16 protein-coding genes are annotated in these 17,355 nt (G+C 55.4%); 8 read left to right on the top strand and 8 right to left on the bottom strand.

Going from position 1 to position 17,355, the window contains the following annotated elements:
- Window positions 1-37: 37 nt before the first annotated feature.
- The 6 genes from ACOYNV_RS04615 (at window position 38) to ACOYNV_RS04590 (ending at window position 5,800) form a co-directional block, all read left to right on the top strand.
- Window positions 38-1,318 (top strand): hypothetical protein, encoded by a 1,281-nt coding sequence (locus tag ACOYNV_RS04615; RefSeq protein WP_422898575.1) that lies wholly within the window; start codon window positions 38-40, stop codon window positions 1,316-1,318.
- A 241-nt stretch (window positions 1,319-1,559) separates the two neighbouring features.
- Complete coding sequence (locus ACOYNV_RS04610) at window positions 1,560-1,892, top strand: type I restriction endonuclease subunit M (protein ID WP_422898574.1); 333 nt, start codon at window positions 1,560-1,562, stop codon at window positions 1,890-1,892.
- 2 nt (window positions 1,893-1,894) lie between these two features.
- On the top strand, window positions 1,895-2,296 hold the full coding sequence (locus ACOYNV_RS04605) for a hypothetical protein (RefSeq protein ID WP_422898573.1): 402 nt from the start codon (window positions 1,895-1,897) through the stop codon (window positions 2,294-2,296).
- Between the two features lie 127 nt (window positions 2,297-2,423).
- On the top strand, window positions 2,424-3,347 hold the full coding sequence (locus ACOYNV_RS04600) for a site-specific integrase (RefSeq protein ID WP_422898572.1): 924 nt from the start codon (window positions 2,424-2,426) through the stop codon (window positions 3,345-3,347).
- Between the two features lie 10 nt (window positions 3,348-3,357).
- The gene (locus ACOYNV_RS04595) at window positions 3,358-4,956 is read left to right on the top strand and encodes an ATP-binding protein (RefSeq protein ID WP_422898571.1); all 1,599 of its coding nucleotides are present in this window, start codon (window positions 3,358-3,360) and stop codon (window positions 4,954-4,956) included.
- A gap of 91 nt (window positions 4,957-5,047) precedes the next feature.
- A complete protein-coding gene (locus ACOYNV_RS04590) occupies window positions 5,048-5,800 on the top strand; it encodes an endonuclease/exonuclease/phosphatase family protein (RefSeq protein WP_422898570.1) in 753 nt (250 codons plus the stop codon).
- 151 nt (window positions 5,801-5,951) lie between these two features.
- On the opposite strand, the gene ACOYNV_RS04585 is transcribed toward ACOYNV_RS04590, so the two are convergent.
- From ACOYNV_RS04585 to leuA, 7 genes are all read right to left on the bottom strand, one after another.
- Complete coding sequence (locus tag ACOYNV_RS04585; RefSeq protein WP_422898569.1) at window positions 5,952-7,157, bottom strand: hypothetical protein; 1,206 nt, start codon at window positions 7,155-7,157, stop codon at window positions 5,952-5,954.
- A 422-nt stretch (window positions 7,158-7,579) separates the two neighbouring features.
- Entirely contained in the window at window positions 7,580-7,954 is a 375-nt protein-coding gene (locus ACOYNV_RS04580) for a hypothetical protein (protein WP_422898568.1), read from the bottom strand.
- Window positions 7,955-8,067: 113 nt separating this feature from the next.
- Window positions 8,068-9,795, bottom strand: a complete 1,728-nt coding sequence (locus ACOYNV_RS04575) for a DUF3631 domain-containing protein (protein WP_422898567.1) — start codon at window positions 9,793-9,795, stop codon at window positions 8,068-8,070.
- A gap of 429 nt (window positions 9,796-10,224) precedes the next feature.
- A complete protein-coding gene (locus ACOYNV_RS04570) occupies window positions 10,225-10,791 on the bottom strand; it encodes a helix-turn-helix transcriptional regulator (RefSeq protein ID WP_422898566.1) in 567 nt (188 codons plus the stop codon).
- Entirely contained in the window at window positions 10,782-12,014 is a 1,233-nt protein-coding gene (locus ACOYNV_RS04565; RefSeq protein ID WP_422898565.1) for a tyrosine-type recombinase/integrase, read from the bottom strand. Before ACOYNV_RS04565 ends, ACOYNV_RS04570 begins: the two co-directional genes overlap by 10 nt.
- Window positions 12,015-12,140: 126 nt before the next feature.
- A complete protein-coding gene (locus ACOYNV_RS04560; RefSeq protein WP_422898564.1) occupies window positions 12,141-12,749 on the bottom strand; it encodes a riboflavin synthase in 609 nt (202 codons plus the stop codon).
- 85 nt (window positions 12,750-12,834) lie between these two features.
- Window positions 12,835-14,523, bottom strand: a complete 1,689-nt coding sequence (gene leuA, locus ACOYNV_RS04555; protein WP_422898563.1) for a 2-isopropylmalate synthase — start codon at window positions 14,521-14,523, stop codon at window positions 12,835-12,837.
- Between the two features lie 177 nt (window positions 14,524-14,700).
- On the opposite strand from leuA, the gene ACOYNV_RS04550 reads away from it, so the two are divergent.
- Complete coding sequence (locus ACOYNV_RS04550) at window positions 14,701-15,162, top strand: Lrp/AsnC family transcriptional regulator (RefSeq protein WP_422898562.1); 462 nt, start codon at window positions 14,701-14,703, stop codon at window positions 15,160-15,162.
- A 264-nt stretch (window positions 15,163-15,426) separates the two neighbouring features.
- Here ACOYNV_RS04550 and rpoH read toward each other — a convergent pair whose 3' ends face one another.
- The gene (gene rpoH, locus ACOYNV_RS04545; protein WP_422898561.1) at window positions 15,427-16,284 is read right to left on the bottom strand and encodes an RNA polymerase sigma factor RpoH; all 858 of its coding nucleotides are present in this window, start codon (window positions 16,282-16,284) and stop codon (window positions 15,427-15,429) included.
- Window positions 16,285-16,731: 447 nt separating this feature from the next.
- Between rpoH and queD the strand changes: the two genes are divergently transcribed.
- Complete coding sequence (gene queD, locus ACOYNV_RS04540) at window positions 16,732-17,175, top strand: 6-carboxytetrahydropterin synthase QueD (protein ID WP_422898560.1); 444 nt, start codon at window positions 16,732-16,734, stop codon at window positions 17,173-17,175.
- Window positions 17,176-17,355: the final 180 nt, after the last annotated feature.

Below are 17,355 nucleotides of genomic sequence, written 5' to 3'. Positions count from 1 at the left end.
CTTCTTCGAGTGCTTGGCGGGAAGTAAGGGGGACAACATGAGCCAATGGGCAGAGCGCATGCAGAGCCATCAGGTATTCACGGAACTGGCCGAAATCGGCAAATTCCTGGAATCCGCGAATGAGGCCTGCCAACAAGATGCAACCACCATCGCCCATTGGGATAGAGCCAACGCGGTCGTTGCTCATGTAAGAACGGTCTTCAATCAGGCTGACCCGCTCTTGGTGGTGATCGGCAATCTAAATAACGTAGCCACGTATCTGCAGCAGGCCCGCGCCGAAATCAGCGGTTTTGTCTCCAACAAGAATGCGGCGCACTGGAATAACGCGCAGACTCATCTCGACAACTGCCTTGCCCAACTTGCTGCAATTCCGCGACAGAGCGCGTCCGGCATCGATGACATGCGAGAGGTTGCTGCGAGCTATCGGACGGCTACGGCAACCTACCTCAACGAATTGAAAGTCGACGGCGACGAAGTAGCTAAAGCGCAGGCAGCACTCGATAAGCGAATATCGGAGGCGACGACTGAGATTGCTGCACAGAAGCAGCGATTGGATACTGCTATTGCTACGTTTCAGCAGCAGTTTTCCGATGCGCAACAGTTGCGCCAAAATGAGTTCTCTACTGCTGAGCAGAGCCGCGTTCAGTCCGCAGCAAAAGCAGAGCAGGAGAGACAATCCTCGTTCGAGGAAGCTGAAGAGCAACGCGCTGAAGCTGCCGAGAATGCAGCCTCCGGTGCTGCCAAAGAGCATGCGACCGTTATCGAGTCACTGAACAAGGACACAAAATCCATCATCGACACGATGGAAGGGCTCAAAGCGCATGCGCAAAAGTTGATCGGTATCATTACCGACACGGGCATGGCGCATGGCTACCAAAAGACTGCAAACGAGGAACGGTCTCGTGCGGCGCTTTGGAAGGGTGTGGCGTCTTCGTCGTTGGTCTTGTGGATTACTGTCGGGGTTGTTTTCTTCTACTTCACTTATGACAAGGATTTGACTTGGGCCACAGTCGCTCGGCAGACCTTGATTTCCATGCCGTTCATTCTGTTGGCGGGGTTTGCCGCACTGCAAGTAACTCGTCACCAGAAGAACGAGCGACGATTCCGGCAGGCCGAGCTTGAGCTGGCATCAATAGACCCATTCTTGGCGACTCTCGACGATAGCGAGCGGAACCAAGTCAAACGAGAATTCGCTGTCAGGTATTTCGGGCAGCAGGACACCGATTCAAAACACGATGGCGCGGACCCCAAGCTTCTTGACTTGGCCGGCTCTCTCGCGAAAACTTTGCATGAAATTCAGCAGGGGGTGAGAAAGTAAGTCAGCGTGGATAGGGTCGGGAACTGTCGAGTACGCGCCGAAGTTTATTGGTGCTTGTGCCCAACTTAGCGTTCCGGCTAAAGTAAGCTACGACGCGTAGCGTCGTAGTCGCGACGCGCCAGAAAACGCGCTGATTCCCGACGCTTGAATCGAAAGCCATTGCTCTCTGAGCAGTGGCTTTTTGCGTTTACGGATTCGGCACTTTTTTGGCGGTGCGGCTCAACTAATTGGAGCCACTGCCATGTCAAACAAACTTCTAGATTTACCTGCCACCTCGTTGTCGATGCCAACCCCGCACGATGACGGTCCATTGTTTCCCTTGGGACGGACGGTCGCCACACCCGGTGCGCTGGCGCACTGCGATAAGCACAATGTTTCGCCGCTCTCATTGATTGCCCAACATCATCGGGGGCAATGGGGCTGCCTCGTCAAGGACGACAAAATCGCCAACGAAAGCGCCTTGTTTTCAGGTGGGCGGCTGCTTTCCGCCTATGCCGTCGGAGGTGATATGCTATATGTCATAACCGAGTGTGATCGCTCAGTTACGACCGTCCTCAAGGCCAACGAGTACTGAACATGAACGGACAACATCTCGATACCGACCTCACGGCATGCGAAGCGCGGCGCCCGTTGCGTGACCTCATGCTTTCACTGCCGCACCTCAATGTGCGGCTGGAATACCACCTCGACTATGAGTCAGCCGAACCGGCACTGCTCTATCAAATCTGCACCAATGCAGACATCACGATGCGCACCATTCACCGAGGGACCGCTGCGATTGGTCGTCTGATGGTTGCTGTGTCCCCGGAATGCGGAACTGGTGAGATACCTGCTGATACCCTGGAAGCATTAGGATTCCTGATCGCTGAAATGGGGGATTTGGCAGCGACGGCGCACAGTCTATCGGCAGGTTGCAAACGCTACGTATCCGATTACGTGCCACGAACGCCGAAACACATTCCCACCGCGAGACCGTAGGCCACCCGGTCAGTTCTCGCCAGCGGCAATCGTGCCGCTTTCATTTTCGCCAAGCAGTTTCACAAAACCACAGTTAGTGAAACCGGTTTTGTACTCGCCATTGGCATACAAACAAAGGAATCCAATCATGAGCAACGTCGATCATCGGCGCAAGGCACCCGTGCGCCCCTTACTTTCCGAGGTCGAATACCTTGAAGCAACCAGAGCGCCATCAACCCGGCGCGAGTACGCCAACGATGTTCGCCTCTACATTGAGGCAGGCGGAAGCATTCCGGCGACGGTCGATCAGATCGTCGACTACGTTACGGCCATCGGCAGCAGGCTTGCCGTGGCGACTATCGAACGGCGACTGGTAAGCATCCACGTCGGCCATCTTGACCAGGGCTATCAGTCGCCCGTCAGCGATGCGCGGGTAAAACAAGTCATGAAGGGCGTGCGCCGGTCGGTCGGTGTTGCCCAGCGCCGGGTTGGCGCCATCGAGAAAGACATCCTGCTTGAGTTGTGGTCCGTTGCCGCGAAGCGCAAGCCAGTATGGGCGGCGCGGACAATTGCACTGCTCGCGACCGGCTGGGGTGGGGCGTTTCGTCGCAGTGAGTTGGTCGGCCTGACATGGGACTGTGTGACTTGGTTGGATTCCGGCATGGAATTGCTGCTGCGCTCGTCTAAGGTCGATCAAGCCGGTGCCGGGTTCGTGAAGTTCATCCCGAATGCCTACGGTGATCGGTGCCCGGTGAAAGCGTTGAGACACTGGCAGGAAATATCTGGACTGACTGACGGGCCGATTTTCCGCGCTGTCGGCCAAAACGAGAGCATCGGCAACCGAGCGCTTTCCACGCATGCCGTCGCGAAGATCATCAAGCAACTGATCGAATCGTCGGGGCGAGACCCGGCATTGTTTTCAGGCCACAGTTTGCGCGCAGGCTTTGTCACTGCTGGGATTCTTGCTGGTGTGCAGAGCCACGTCATTGCGATGGTGTCGGGGCACAAGGGCGCAACGCTCGAAAAGTACGTCCGAATCGGCAAGCGCCGCCAGATTCCATCTTTGCTTTGAGGGGCCTGCCATGAACACGATGACTGATGTTCGGCAAGTTCAGGTGCCGCATACCTACTTTCAGAAGGCCAAAACCGAGTACGCCGACTGGCGCTGGGCGATGATCCGCGAGTTCCTCCAGAACGCCTACGACGCGCAGGCGGCGAATATCGACTTCCTGCTGGCAGCCAACGAAGCTGGCCGGATCGAACTGCATGTATCCGACGACGGCACCGGCATGGACCGAGACACGCTGGAAAACGTCCTGCTCTGCATGGGTGGGTCACGAAAGCTGGCCGGGTCCATCGGGGGATTTGGCTACGCCAAGGCGATCCTGTTTTTCGCGCATCACCGTTACTCGATCTGCACGCGCAATCTCCTTGTCGAGGGCAGCGGCGGCGAATATCGGCTGACTGAGGAATCGACAACCGTTTCCGGTACGCGGATGACGGTCGAGCTGGCCGATGATTCCAGCTTGCTTGATGCCTGGCGCGAGCGAATCAAGGGCTATGTCGCTGCGTGTTTCATGGAATTCGCGACCGGTCGTCCGGTGGCGATCACTCTGGACGGCGTGGTACTACCGCAAAACAACGACGGTCTCTACGACTTCGCGGTGAAAACTTCGCTGGGCGACCTCTGGTACGACGAGCAACAAGAAGCCAGTCGGTCGGCCTTCGTGGTTACGGTGGCCGGATTGCCGATGCTTATCGAAGCGCTCTACTCCAGCACCAATCAGAGTGCGCTGAGCGGCGGTCTCGAACTCGATGCCGGTAGCGCCGCTCTGACCGCCAATCGCGATGGATTCACTTCGGCCATGCGCGACCAGTTCTCCAAGATCGTCGGCGAACTGGTGCAAAACCAGAGCGCTGTCCGCTACGGAAAGGCGCTGGACCTGTCGATAAACTTTGACGACTTTTCTGCCATTCCGGGTAGCAGCAGTTCAAGCGGACCGGACACCAGCAGCGAATCGAGCCTACCGCCAAGCGCACCGTTGCTACTGATGTGCCCGAACACGGCGAAACCTGATGCGGTGGCCGGGTACGCGGCGGCGTTGAGGCGCATTACGCACGAGCGCTATCCGGCAAACTTTCATCTGAAGGTCGATTCGCTGGCGGTGCGCCGGTCTGCCAATAGTCAGGCGTACATCACGGCTCCGCTGCTGGTTGCCGAAATGAACAAGCAGCGGACTGCCAAGCTGGCCCATAGCTGGCGGGCTGCAATATCGACGATTCTGTGTTGTGACTGGTCGCTGAAAAATGGCGCGGCGTTCTACGATCAGCAAGGACAGTTGATCGACGACTGGGAGAGCAACGGGGCTGATGTTTCCGGCTCGCAGACATGCTTTCGGGGTCGCCGGGTTGATGTCGGGTTCTGCTTCATTGCTAACGCCGAGGGGCTGTGCTCGACGCCTACTATTGATGGCAGTCCGCATCGCATCTTCATCAACCCGCTGCTGCTGACCGCCGAAACCAGATACCGGCATGGCGACTTACTCGACCTCGCCTTTCACGAGCTTGCGCACCTTTGGGAGCAGCATCACGGCGAGGCGTTCTGTGCCATCGAGGGCAAGTTGCGGCAGAGTGTTCGGCGCTGGCTGTCGGACAGAGAATTGCTTGCGCGACTGACCTGATTCACTTCAGACGGCTCGCTTCGCTCATCGTGTCCAAGAAATAACTCGTCGTCGGATATGAGTTCCAAACCAAAGGGGTAATAATGACCTCATGATTAGAATCGCTACATGGAATCTAGAATCGGTAAGGCCATTGGGCGCTGACCGAAAAGCCGCCTTTTACGATGCAATTGAAAAGCGGGATGCCGATGTCTGGATTCTGACTGAGACATGGGTGGCAACCTCCCTTGAGCCACTTTCGAACTACGTCATGGCCGCACAGTCGTTGTCCGCCGAAGACTTAGCATCATCTCCGGAACGTTGCTGGGTCTCGATCTGGGTCAGAAATACAATTGCACATACGCCAGTTGAGATTCATGCTCAGCAGGATCGGATGGCGGCTGTCCATATCAAGATTCCGAAGCATCCCGCTATTGTCGTCGTCGGCACTGTCCTACCGTGGCTCAGTGACAAGCTATGGCTAGGCGCTGACGGATTCTGTAGCGCAGTTGCCGTGCAGTCTGCTGAATGGACACGGATTCATGCACAGCACGATGATTGCACTTTCTTGGTCGCCGGCGATTTCAACCAGTCTCTCCCTGGGGTATCGCGGTACGGCTCGAAGGACGGTGAGATTATGCTTTCAGCCGCGCTGCGTCATCGGGATCTCTTTTGCCTTACGCCGGGTCTCGATACGCTTACCGGTAGGCCACGGATTGACCATATCTGCATCAGCAGACGGGGGCTTCAATCGCCATATCTCCCGAACGTCAGCGAATGGGCAGTGCCTTTCATCAATGGGAAGCCCATCACAGATCACGTTGGTATCGCCGCCGAAATACCCACTTTGCCCGTTTCAGCATAAATCGCATAGTGAGGCGCGGACGTTTAGCATCGTTAACTATGGCGGTTCAATCGTCGTCTGGCCCACCGAGATCAGCCGGCCAAGTAAGGAGAGATTCCTCACGTTGCAACGGGGACCGTCAATACAACTGACCGGTCCCCCGAATTTGCCGCTACAGCGCTACAACGTCTCCCGGTAGGTGGGTCGCGGCCTTGCGTTTGGCTACCGCAGCCAATGTCTCCTCGTACTTGTCGCGTAGCTTCTGGAGAAGCGCCGGCCAGTTCTCCTCGCAGAAGCACCACGGAGCATGCTCACCATCGGGATGGTGGTCACCGGGATACCGCAGCGGCACTTCCAACTCGAAGCAGCGAAGTTGGACATGTTTGTCCCACGGAATGTCGATATCCGTATTGGCCTTGGCAAGAATCGATTTCCGCAGTTCCGAGAAGCGCTTGCCTGGACTGCGGCTTTCGACAACATTTTTAAACTTTCGCGGATCATGCCCGGCGATATAGCCGCGCAGCAAACGTTCCTCGGTCGGCGTCAGACGTTCATACACTTCGGCACGCGGCTCTTTGTGGCGGAGTCCGTCATCGAGGCGCAGCAGTTTCCGAACGGTGAGGTTGTAGATGCGCTCGTACAGACCTTCCTCGTAGGCGTTTTCCCAACTCCGGAGAGCGGTCCGGTGGTACTTTTTTAGGAACCGTTCGCCCAGCACGGCCTCAATCCGCACGATACAGCCCGCGCAGCCAATCAGGCTCTCGACCGGTGCGTCACTCGGAAACGCGCAGTGCGACAGGTCGGTCTTGATGTAGAAGACCAGCTTGAACGTTCCGCAATTCAGATAGACCGTCAAATTCGATGACCCGTAGTACTCACAGATGCCCAATGCGGTCCCCGTAGCAAGAACAGCATCGACTAGAGCCTTGGCGGTTTCATGGTCGGCCATCAGCTGATGAAACGTGATGGTCACGCCCCGCAATGTGATGTCGTCCGGCGTCAGGAGGTCAAGCTCTTCGCGGGGCAAGCCAAAGCCAGCCATCCAGATACGTTGCAGTTCGAGCGCAGCCACTCCGGCGGCGAACACGCTGGTTCCATGTTCGAGGTTGTGCCCGGTCAAAGCGTTGGGGAGGTGCAGCTGAGACTCGATGCAATATGGAACATCGCCTAGTCCGGGATCGTTTAGGTCCGCAGCACACCGGACGACCCACTTGGTTTTGGTTCCAGAGAGCGCGCTGCGCTGGTGACTGGGCTTGGTGTAGCGCTCAAGTAGCTCACCCCACGGGGTGACGACATTGCAAAGTCTGGCATCAATGTCCATGCGAACGCGGGGGGACAGCTTCCGCAGGGACAGGGTGGTCTTGATTGAATCGGTCATGGTCGGCACTCCGTACAGGTCGATGGCGATCCTTGATGACCTTCGCCACTGCCCCGGTTATCGCTGGGGCGAGTTGGCTGGTTATCATCTAGGGGAATGCACCTGGGGGGGTATGCCTTTCAGCAAGTACCCCAGCCACTGACGACCTGACTGGCAGCGAGCCAATATGCCCGGTGCCAAGCAGGTAGCCTTGGTAGCCAAGTGCTGCCGTCAAATTGAGTACGGCACCTGAAAATGAGTGCTTTATATTGGCGTTGAATTCATGTGCCAGCGCATGCCTGCGGGACATGCCGACGCGGGTGGTTAGGCCCGCTACCGAGCGTAGGACAAGCGCTCGGTTGCGACCTTCGACAATCGGTGGCGCGACCATAATTCTGAAAAATAAGTTCGCCACATGCGAGCATCGGTCGACTTGCGTCGGCCTACGACCGCGAAATACGTAGCGTGACATTTACGGGGTCGTTTTTCCGATCGCAGGGTTTCTTGCGCCGCTCTCGGTTGTTCCAAAGCTTTTCCCAGTCGTCCTCAGCTATTCTCAATCGGAATACCGAATGGTCGACGCTGCCGCCCTGATCTATGGTCTTTAGCAGTTGAGTGAGGGCATTTTTAAGGTCGAATTCCTTGGCCGGCTCGCTCCCCTTGATGGTGAATTTACGCGGTTCCTCAATGATGAAGGCGTACCTGTGAACCGGTGGGCAGTGCCCTGCATCTGGCGGGACGCCAGGGAATTTTGGGACTGTTTCCCTCATTCTTCTCAGTTGTGCGGCAGTAGCCTTTCCAAATACAGATTTTTTCATGGTGACCTCATGTGTGCGTGACGTGACGTTTTTTTTTGGGTTTGCTCGAATTGCCGCTACAACGCTACAAATCAGATGTAGCGAGCTTGTAGCGTTGTAGCGGCTTTTCTCAGTTAATCGGGCACGTATCGAGCAAAGGCATCCTCGAAATCGACTAACCAGTACCCCTTCTTAACCTCCTCGCCTGTCCGAATGTCACGTGATTCGATTCCGAAGTCATCAAGCAGCTTGCCGATTTGACGAGGCGTGATCGGCCCTCCGCGACTGAATGTGCTCCATGGCTTTTCCGGATTGCTGCATAGCGCATGAATCAATTTAGAGGTATAAATCCGATTTGTTCCCTTGGCGGAAAATACCGTCCGGATATCACGAAGCAGTTCCTCGCCTGAGCAAATAGCTTTCTCGTGCGTGGCGGAGAGAGCTTCAGCCGCTTCGGTAGCAGCCTTCAACCACTCGTCGCCGAGACATGCTGCGATGGCTAGCAGCGGCTCCCAGTTGTCCAATGCGCGGTCGTTACCCAGAGCGGGACGGTCGAATTGAGCGGCTGCAATCGCCTCCAGATTGTCGGCTGCCCAACGTGCAATGCGGGTGCGTAGAGCAACTAGATCGTCGTTGTCCTTTGCTGAATATTTTTCGACGATCTCGTCTTCGCGCTTACGCTGGTGCTCGATAACGATTGAGCGGTCTGTAATCGTCGGCGAACGGTGACCAATCCCCGCAATCAGCTTCGGGCAAAAGACATTGAAGCGGCGCGGTTTATTGCCCACCCCCATGCGATAGACGAACCCTGAATCCCGCGTGTGACCCGCATTGATGATGCCAATCAGCTCTTGGCACGTCGCCAGAAAGGTATCGGCCTCGTCAATCAGCAAGGTCGGCTTCCATTCGTCAACTGTCCGATACATGGCCGCCGGAGTGATGTTGTTTGACATCAATCCACGATTTACGAGCATGAGAATGAGGCCGAGCAGCGTGGTCTTGCCGCAACGACGCACCGGTGAGACCAAGGCTAAAATCGGCAACACCCGCGCTACGCCCACAGCATGGGTGAGAATCACCCACAGGCTGACCGCCAGTATCTGATGTTCGGAAAGGACAACATGGCGTTTGAAGGGCTCCAAAAGCTGTTCCATCAGCGCGCTACCGAATATCGGCCCTGACCATTGCATCGAATCCGTTACAGGCGAGGACTCTTCAGGTTCCGGCAATGCTGGCTTGGTCAACGGCATGTTGCCTAGAAGCACTTGCGCGAGCGTATGTTTAGCACCCCTTTCCAGAAATAGATCGTTGAAGTGATCGCCGCTGTCGGGAATGGCAACACCAGCGTGGCTCTGCATTGCCGCCTTGCGGGCGTAAGGCTCGTTCGAGCGGAGGTCTTTGGCGCCATAGGCACCAACACACACAATGATCCGACTTTCCGGATACTTCTTCCTCAGGGATGAAACGACACCAGCGATGTTTTCCGAGTACAGCGTAACTGCTACACAAAAGTCGGTAGCAGCGTTCAGCGACAATCCACTTTCGACGTCCTCGACCACAAGAATCGGATTGGTAAGGGAGCCGATGCGAATATAGTGCCCAGCGATGCTGTCCCCAGTAAGCAGCACGTGCTCAAAGCTGGAGTCACCTTGATTCGCCAGAAACAGCGCATTAGCTGGCTTTCCAGAGTGGTCACAGATTTTGAACGTCGCAAGACCACGGCACGGAATGTCGGCCACGACAGCATCTCCGTTGTACATCTGGCAATTGGCGCCGACATTCCCGGTGGCAACGAGGTACGGATGATCTGCAGGACAGGCTACGAAATCATCATTAGGTAAAAGCTTTTGTATTTGAGACATGACAAGTTCTCCAAAGCGAATTGAGACGCATGGTGGAGAACAAGGACATTGATTATGTCTAGCTAGAATGAGACACCGACGCTTATCCGCCACCACGAACGAGATGGTTGTGCGCGAAAATTTTCCGCGCTAGTTTGAGTAGGATAAGAGTCGGCGTCATAAGTAAGCCGAGGGGTGCTGGTGTTTTTCACTCGCGCATTGCGCGCAAGTCAGTTATTCGGTGTCCCCCAATGCGAAGGACCTTGACCAGTGCTACCTCGAACTACCGAGACGACGGTGCGAGATTAGCTGAGATAACTCTGGAAATCAAGGGCTGATTTCTTGACAGACTAAATGCATCCGTCACACATTCGTGATACGGGCTGAGGCGTTCTGTGGATCAATTTCCGCACACTTTATCTCCGCGGAGGTGCGAAGATAAGCAAATGACTACTTGCTTGGCTTTGCCTTGCCGAGTCTGGAGGCATTGAAATCAGCAACCACGTCGATAGCTTTCACGCCCCTATTTATCCGGACTGCCCCCTCTTTTCTAGCATTTCGCTTACTGGGAGCCTGAGCAAGCCGAGGAGGCTGATTGGGCGATTTCGGCACGTCGTCGCCGTCAGACCAGTCAGCGAACTTGTCGGTCGTTTCGGAGACTTCTTCAGACCAGCCGGGGAAATCATCGGTCGGCTCGGTGACAATCCCTGAAGCTCCAACTGGTGGCGTTAAGCTTGGCTGCTCAGTTGGTTCAATCGCCGATTTTTCTGCTTTTCTCGGTGATCCACTCTTGCGCACTGAAGGGCGTCCAGGCTTTGCTTCGCGTCCCGACTTCACTGCTGATTTCCTCGATTCCATCCAGGTGGCAATCTCGGATTCCAACCAAGCCACTGCACGTGGCCCAAGAGCCTTTTTTGATGGGAAGTCGCCTTTTTTCTCCATCGCGTAGATGGTCGCTCGTGAAAGCCCCGTCAGCTCGCAGACCTGCTTTATTCGCAGGTACTTGTCTATTGCCATTCGTCATTTTCCTTTTTCTTGGGCATTGCGCCGCGAAGCTCATCGACAATATCGGCCCATGCCTGCATCATTTGACGGCGCTCTTCCAAGTATTTTGCATGGTTGTACGCTGCACGCGTCTCATTCCGTTCAACGTGGGCTAGTTGACGCTCGATCAAATCTCCTCGATGCCCGTGCTCGTTGAGGATAGTGCTGGCGGTAGCGCGGATGCCGTGAGGTGTCAGCAGACCCGAGTACCCCATGCGTGCAAACATCACGTTGAGCGTGCTTCCTGCAATTGGCTTTTCAAGACTGATAATGCCTGGAAACAGATACTCTGAACCGGCACTAATCGGGCGCAACTCTTCAAGAAGTTCAAGCGCCTGCCGGCTCAGTGGAACATCGTGGGCGTTATGTCGATTCGCCTTTTGCTCCGTCAGCATTTTCATGCGCTCTGCTGGTACGACCCACAGTGCATTATCGAAATCGAATTCCGACCATTTGGCTCCACGGAGTTCGCCCTTACGAACGAAGGTAAGAAAAAGCAGCTTGGCGGCGTACTTTGTCGTCGGGTAGCTAGGGTATTCATCCAGCGCGTCAAGGAATGCGGGGACTTCAGCCTCTTTTAGCCAAGCGCGATGCTTCTTGGCTGGTATTTCAGCCCATCCAGCCAGGGCGCGTGCCACGTTTGCGGTGATCTTCAGTTTTCGGCGTCCGAAATCGAAAACTTGGCTGGCAGTCTGGCGGACTCGGTCGGCGGTTTTGACGCCAGAACTCTTTGCGACCTTTTCCAATAAGCCCAGCAGCGTCTCAGTCGTAATGTCTGCTAAGGGAATTTTGCCGAACGCTGGTGACAAATCGCGCTTCAGATAAAGCTGATGCCCTTGCCGCCAAACTTCTGAGCGCCGCTCTTTCTTGGAGTCAAACCACGCGGTCGCTACCTTATCGAAGGTATTGCTGAGTCCGACCTGCTGACTGAGCTTTTCCAACTTCTTCTTTTGCGACGGATTGACGCCTTCCGCCAGCTTCGTCCGTGCAGCCAGATGCTGTTTTCGCGCTTCGTCCAACGTGACTTCGGGAAATATACCGAAGGTCATCGTGAACCGCTTCCCCCCGAAACGATAGTCGAATCGCCATGACTTCGTCCCGTGAGGCGTGACGTAGAGGTACAGGCCCCTATCGTCGACTAGCTTCTGCGGCTTGTCGGTCGGCGCGGCTTTTTCTACGAGGCGTTTGGTAAGCATCTGACGGTATTTTGACGGTATCGCAATGAATGCCGTCAATAATACCGTCACCGATTCACATAATCAACCATGTCCAACAATATCCAGTAATGGAATAACTAACTGTTTTTCCTATACTTTATTTACCTACTTGGCGCCGTTGGATACGCCAAGAAGCCGTTCGCAATAGCGTGCGATCAGATCGATCTCGAGATTGACCTGGCTGCCCGCTTTCAGACGACCGAGCGTCGTTGCTTCAAGCGTGTGCGGAATCAGGTTGATGGAGAAACAGGCGCCGATGACCGTATTGGTGGTCAGGCTGACGCCATTGACGGTGATCGAACCCTTGCGTGCGATATATTTGGCCAGAGCCTCCGGTGCCCTGATTTCAAGCAGGCGGTTATCGCCAACGGGGTCGAAGCGCAAAACCTCGCCAACGCCGTCGACGTGGCCGGAAACGAGGTGGCCGCCAAGGCGGTCAGCCAGACGCAGCGCCTTTTCCAGATTGATCGGGCCCGGAGCGCCCAGCCCGATGGTACATGACAGCGTTTCGGGCGAGACGTCGACCGCAAAGCTGCGCTCGCGCTTTTCGACGACGGTCAGGCAGACGCCGTTGCAGGCAATGGAGTCACCCATGGCCACGTCGTCAAGGCTGAGATGGCCGGCGTCGACGGTCAGCCGTACGGTCGGCGTGCCGTCGTTACGCGGGGTCAGTTCGGTAATGCTTCCAATTGCGGCAATGATTCCGGAGAACATAGTGAAGATCAATCAGAGGGTTGCGTGCAGGGGGCATGATTCTACCACGTTGCCTCACCGCACCATCCGTTGATCTCCTCCTGTTTCAAGCGGCTTTGACCGCCGCGCCGCTCAGGCTCAGTCGATTGACGCCACTCAACAGCGCCTTGATCGAGGCGGTGACGATGTTCGCATCCATGCCGACGCCGTAGCATTCGCGCTCGCTGCCAACTTGTGTAACTTCCATGAAGGCACAGGCTTTAGCATCGCCGCCTTCGCGGCTGCTACCCATCGAACGCTCTTCGTAACTGCGCACCTGCAGCTTGATCCCGAGTTTGCGCAAGGCATTGACCGCGGCATCAATCGGACCATTGCCTTCGCCGGTCAGCTCATGGGTTTCGCCCTGCATCTGCACCGTCAGGCGAATGCCCTGCATTGTGCCGTCCTCAAATAGTTGATGTTTGACATAACTAACGGGATTACAGGTTTCGAGATAGGTCTGCGAGAAGAGCGTCCAGATGTCGGATGCTTCCATTTCGCCACCGTGTTTGTCGGTGTAGCGCTGAACCACAGCTGAGAATTCAACCTGCAAGCGGCGCGGCATCACGACGCCGTATTCGGTTTCGAGCAGATAGGCAACGCCTCCCTTGCCCGACTGACTGTTGATGCGGATCACCGAATCGTAGCTGCGGCCGAGATCGGCCGGATCGATCGGCAGGTAGGGCAGGTTCCAGAGCGCATCCGCCTCCTGTGCTGAGAAGCCTTTCTTGATCGCGTCCTGGTGCGAGCCGGAGAAGGCGGTGAAGACCAGGTCGCCAACGTAGGGATGGCGCGGGTGGATCGGCATCTGCGTGCAGTACTCGAAGTTGCGTGCGACGGCGTTGATATCCGAAAAATCGAGATTCGGCGAGACGCCCTGCGTGTAGAGATTGAGCGCCAGCGTGACGAGATCGACGTTGCCGGTACGCTCGCCATTGCCGAAGAGGCAGCCTTCGACACGGTCGGCACCGGCCATCAGTCCGAGCTCAGCAGCAGCCACTGCCGTGCCGCGGTCGTTATGCGGATGCAGGCTGATCAGGATGCTGTCGCGACGCGCCAGATGGCGGTGCATCCATTCGATCTGATCGGCGTAAACGTTGGGTGTCGCCATTTCCACCGTCGTCGGCAGATTGAGGATGATCTTGTTGTCCGGCGTCGCGCCCCACGCTTCGGTAACCGCGTTGCAAACCTCAAGCGCGAAGTCGAGTTCGGTGGCGGTAAAGTTCTCCGGGCTGTATTCGAGCACCCATTCGGTCTCAGGATTCTCTTCGGCAAGCTGCTTGACGAGTTTGACGGCGGCCACGGCCATCGCCACCACCTCGGCCTTGCTCATGCCGAAGACGATCTCGCGGAAGGGCTTCGAAGTCGCGTTGTAAATATGCACGATGGCGCGGCGGGCGCCCTTGACCGCCTCGAACGTCCGGCGGATGAGCGCCTCACGCGCCGGGGCGAGCACCTCGATCGTCACGTCGCCGGGAATATGCTTTTCTTCGATCAACCTGCGTACGAAGTCGAAATCTGTCTGCGAGGCAGAAGGAAAGGCCACTTCGATTTCCTTGAAACCCACCTCGCACAGCGTTTTGAACATGCGCATCTTGCGCTCGGCATTCATCGGTTCGAACAGCGCCTGATTGCCGTCGCGCAGATCGGTGCTCATCCAGGCTGGTGCCGTGATGATGGTGCGGGTCGGCCATTGGCGGTTTTCGATCTTGACCGGCGGGAAGGCGGTGTATTTGGTGGCGGGTTGTTTCAACATGATTGAGCACTCCTCAGGTCGGCGCAGAGGCCTGTTTCGATGGGGTAATCATAGCCAATGAGACGCGGCAAGTGCTTGCGTTTTTTGGTTAATATTGACCTGAGCAAGGCATATAATTGCTAACTTTATCAGTTTAATAAAATATAGTTGCTACATAACAAATTCGGGGGCAATAGAATGGAAATTGATCGCTTTGACCGGCAGATATTGCAGGTGTTGCAGCAGGAGGGGCGCATCAGCAACCAGGACCTGGCCGAGCGCATTGGTCTGTCACCTTCGCCCTGTTTAAGGCGCGTACGCGCACTTGAGGAATCGGGCGTGATTACCGGATACCGCGCCCTGCTCAATGCCAAGGCGCTCGGCCATACGCTGATGGCGCTGATCTACATTTCCATGGACAAGCACACGCCGGAGCGCTTTGAACACTTCGAACTGGAGATCAACCAGTTCTCCGAGGTGCTCGAATGCCTGCTCATTACCGGGCAGGAGGCTGATTACCAGATCAAGGTCATCGTCAAGGACATGGACGCATTTCAGGAGCTCCTGCTCAACCGCATCAATCGCATTCAGGGCGTGACCGGAGTGCATTCGAGCTTCGTTCTGCGCCGGGTAGTCGACAAGACAGCGCTACCGGTTTGAAAGTAACAAACCGCAGCGAACATGATGGCGTGGCCAATAGTTTAATAAAGGGAAACAGTGGCTCCTCTGGAAAGCAGGCAAATAGCCACTCACAGCGGCATATGCCGTGAGAACCGCATGGATATTGACTTCCATGGAAGCCTGCTCCCAAAAGCCCGTTCTGCCTGCCTTGCAGGGCGCAAGTAAATTTTTTCTGTCAGAAAAAAGCCGTTCAGCAATCACTGAACGGCAATTCGGGTCATTACCCTTGGCGAGTAGGCAGGCTCAGTTGGCGGAAACCAGCGGCGCCAGGCTGACACGCATCTTCTGCATGGCCTTGGTCTCGATCTGGCGAATGCGTTCGGCTGAAACGCCAAACTCGGCAGCCAGATCATGCAGCGTCGCCGGACCATCGCTCAGCCAGCGTGCTTCAACGATACGGCGGCTCCGCTCGTCAAGGCCGGCCAGCGCCGATTGCAAGCCTTCGCCATGCAAATGATCGCGAGCCCGGGATTCCATGACCCGTGTCGGCTCGCTGCGGTTATCCTGAAGATAGGCAATCGGAGAAAAAGCGTCTTCATCGTCGTTACCTGATTCAAGCGCCAGATCATGCCCCGAGAGGCGGGTTTCCATCTCAACGACCTCTTCCGGCTTGACGCTGAGTTGATGCGCAACATCAGCGACCTGCCTGGGCGTCAGCGCTTCGCTACCGGGCTTCATGCTGCGCAGGTTGAAGAACAGTTTACGTTGCGCCTTGGTCGTCGCCACTTTCACCATGCGCCAGTTCTTAAGCACATACTCATGAATTTCAGCCTTGATCCAATGCATCGCAAAAGATACCAAACGCACGCCATGGGATGGGTCGAAGCGTTTGACAGCTTTCATCAGACCAATGTTTCCTTCCTGAATCAGGTCAGCATGCGGCAAACCATATCCGAGATAGCCACGCGCGATTGAAACCACCAAGCGCAAGTGTGAAAGAACCAACTGACGTGCCGCTTCCACATCATCATCCTCGCGGAAACGCGTTGCCAGCCTAAACTCTTCTTCCTGCGTCAGGAAGGGAAACTGCCTCACCACCTGCATATAGGCGTCGATGCTACCTACCGCAGAGATCGTAGGAAAATCCAAAGCTAACGTCATAAACATCTCCTTACTGAAGTTCTATATTTATTTTAGCACTCTAATTCCTAGAGTGCCAAAACCAGAGAATGTTTCAGCAATTCTCATTTTAACCGCGCCGTTCGCTACCGGGCATGATCTTTAAAATGAAAATAACTGCTCGCAATCAGGCATCATTTTGTGACTGTTCAGCATGGTGATTTGAATGTAAACAATATGTTACGAATGCCCGACGGTGGCGCATAGCATTGGCATATCGCATAACCCATTGATTATTCGAAAATATATATTTTCCATCATGACTTCTGAAGCTGTGTGCTTTTCGGTTTTTTGTTCCGAATCAATCGGTTAGGCCATGCTGAACTGTCACATCATTTTCATAATGAGAATTGCTGTCCCGATAAGGCACAACAGGGCAACCGATCCGGCAATGATATAATCATCGCTCGTTTTTTTTCGAGTTTTTCAATGCTCGTCACCCGCCGCCTTGAGTTTGATGCTGGCCATCGCATTCCCGACCACAAGAGCCAATGCCGCCATTTGCACGGTCATCGCTATGCGCTGGAAATTACGCTGGCCGGAAGCATCATCCTTCGGGCCGGCGACCCGGCCAACGGCATGGTGATGGATTTCACCGAAATAAAATCACTAGCTCAACAGTACCTCGTCGATCATTGGGATCATTCCTTTCTGGTCTATGCCGGAGACACTCAGGTTGTCGAATTTCTGAAAACCATTCCGGACCACAAGACCGTTGTGCTTGACTGCATCCCAACGGCCGAGAATCTCGCCGAACAAGCGTTTACGATACTCGATGGCGTTTATCGCGACACCTACGGCAATCACCTGCGTCTTGAGCGGGTGCGCCTCTATGAAACACCTAACTGCTGGGTTGATGCAGTTCGCCAATAGTTTCAAGTTGCATTGCCGAAGGCTCCAAGCCTGCTGGCCTAAGGAATGCTCAGGTATTCCAATTCAGGAAAGATACCTCCAGAAATCAGGATATGGCACAAGCGCAATGATTGTACTTGCGTAATATCAGATTTCTTCTGTTAGGACCCAATTGGTTTGGCACTTTTCACACCAGCGTGT

Source organism: Propionivibrio sp. (genome assembly GCF_049316945.1).
In the GTDB taxonomy this organism is placed as follows: domain Bacteria; phylum Pseudomonadota; class Gammaproteobacteria; order Burkholderiales; family Rhodocyclaceae; genus Propionivibrio.
The sequence above is the reverse complement of the archived record's forward strand: the minus strand, read 5'-3'. Positions and strand labels throughout refer to the sequence as shown.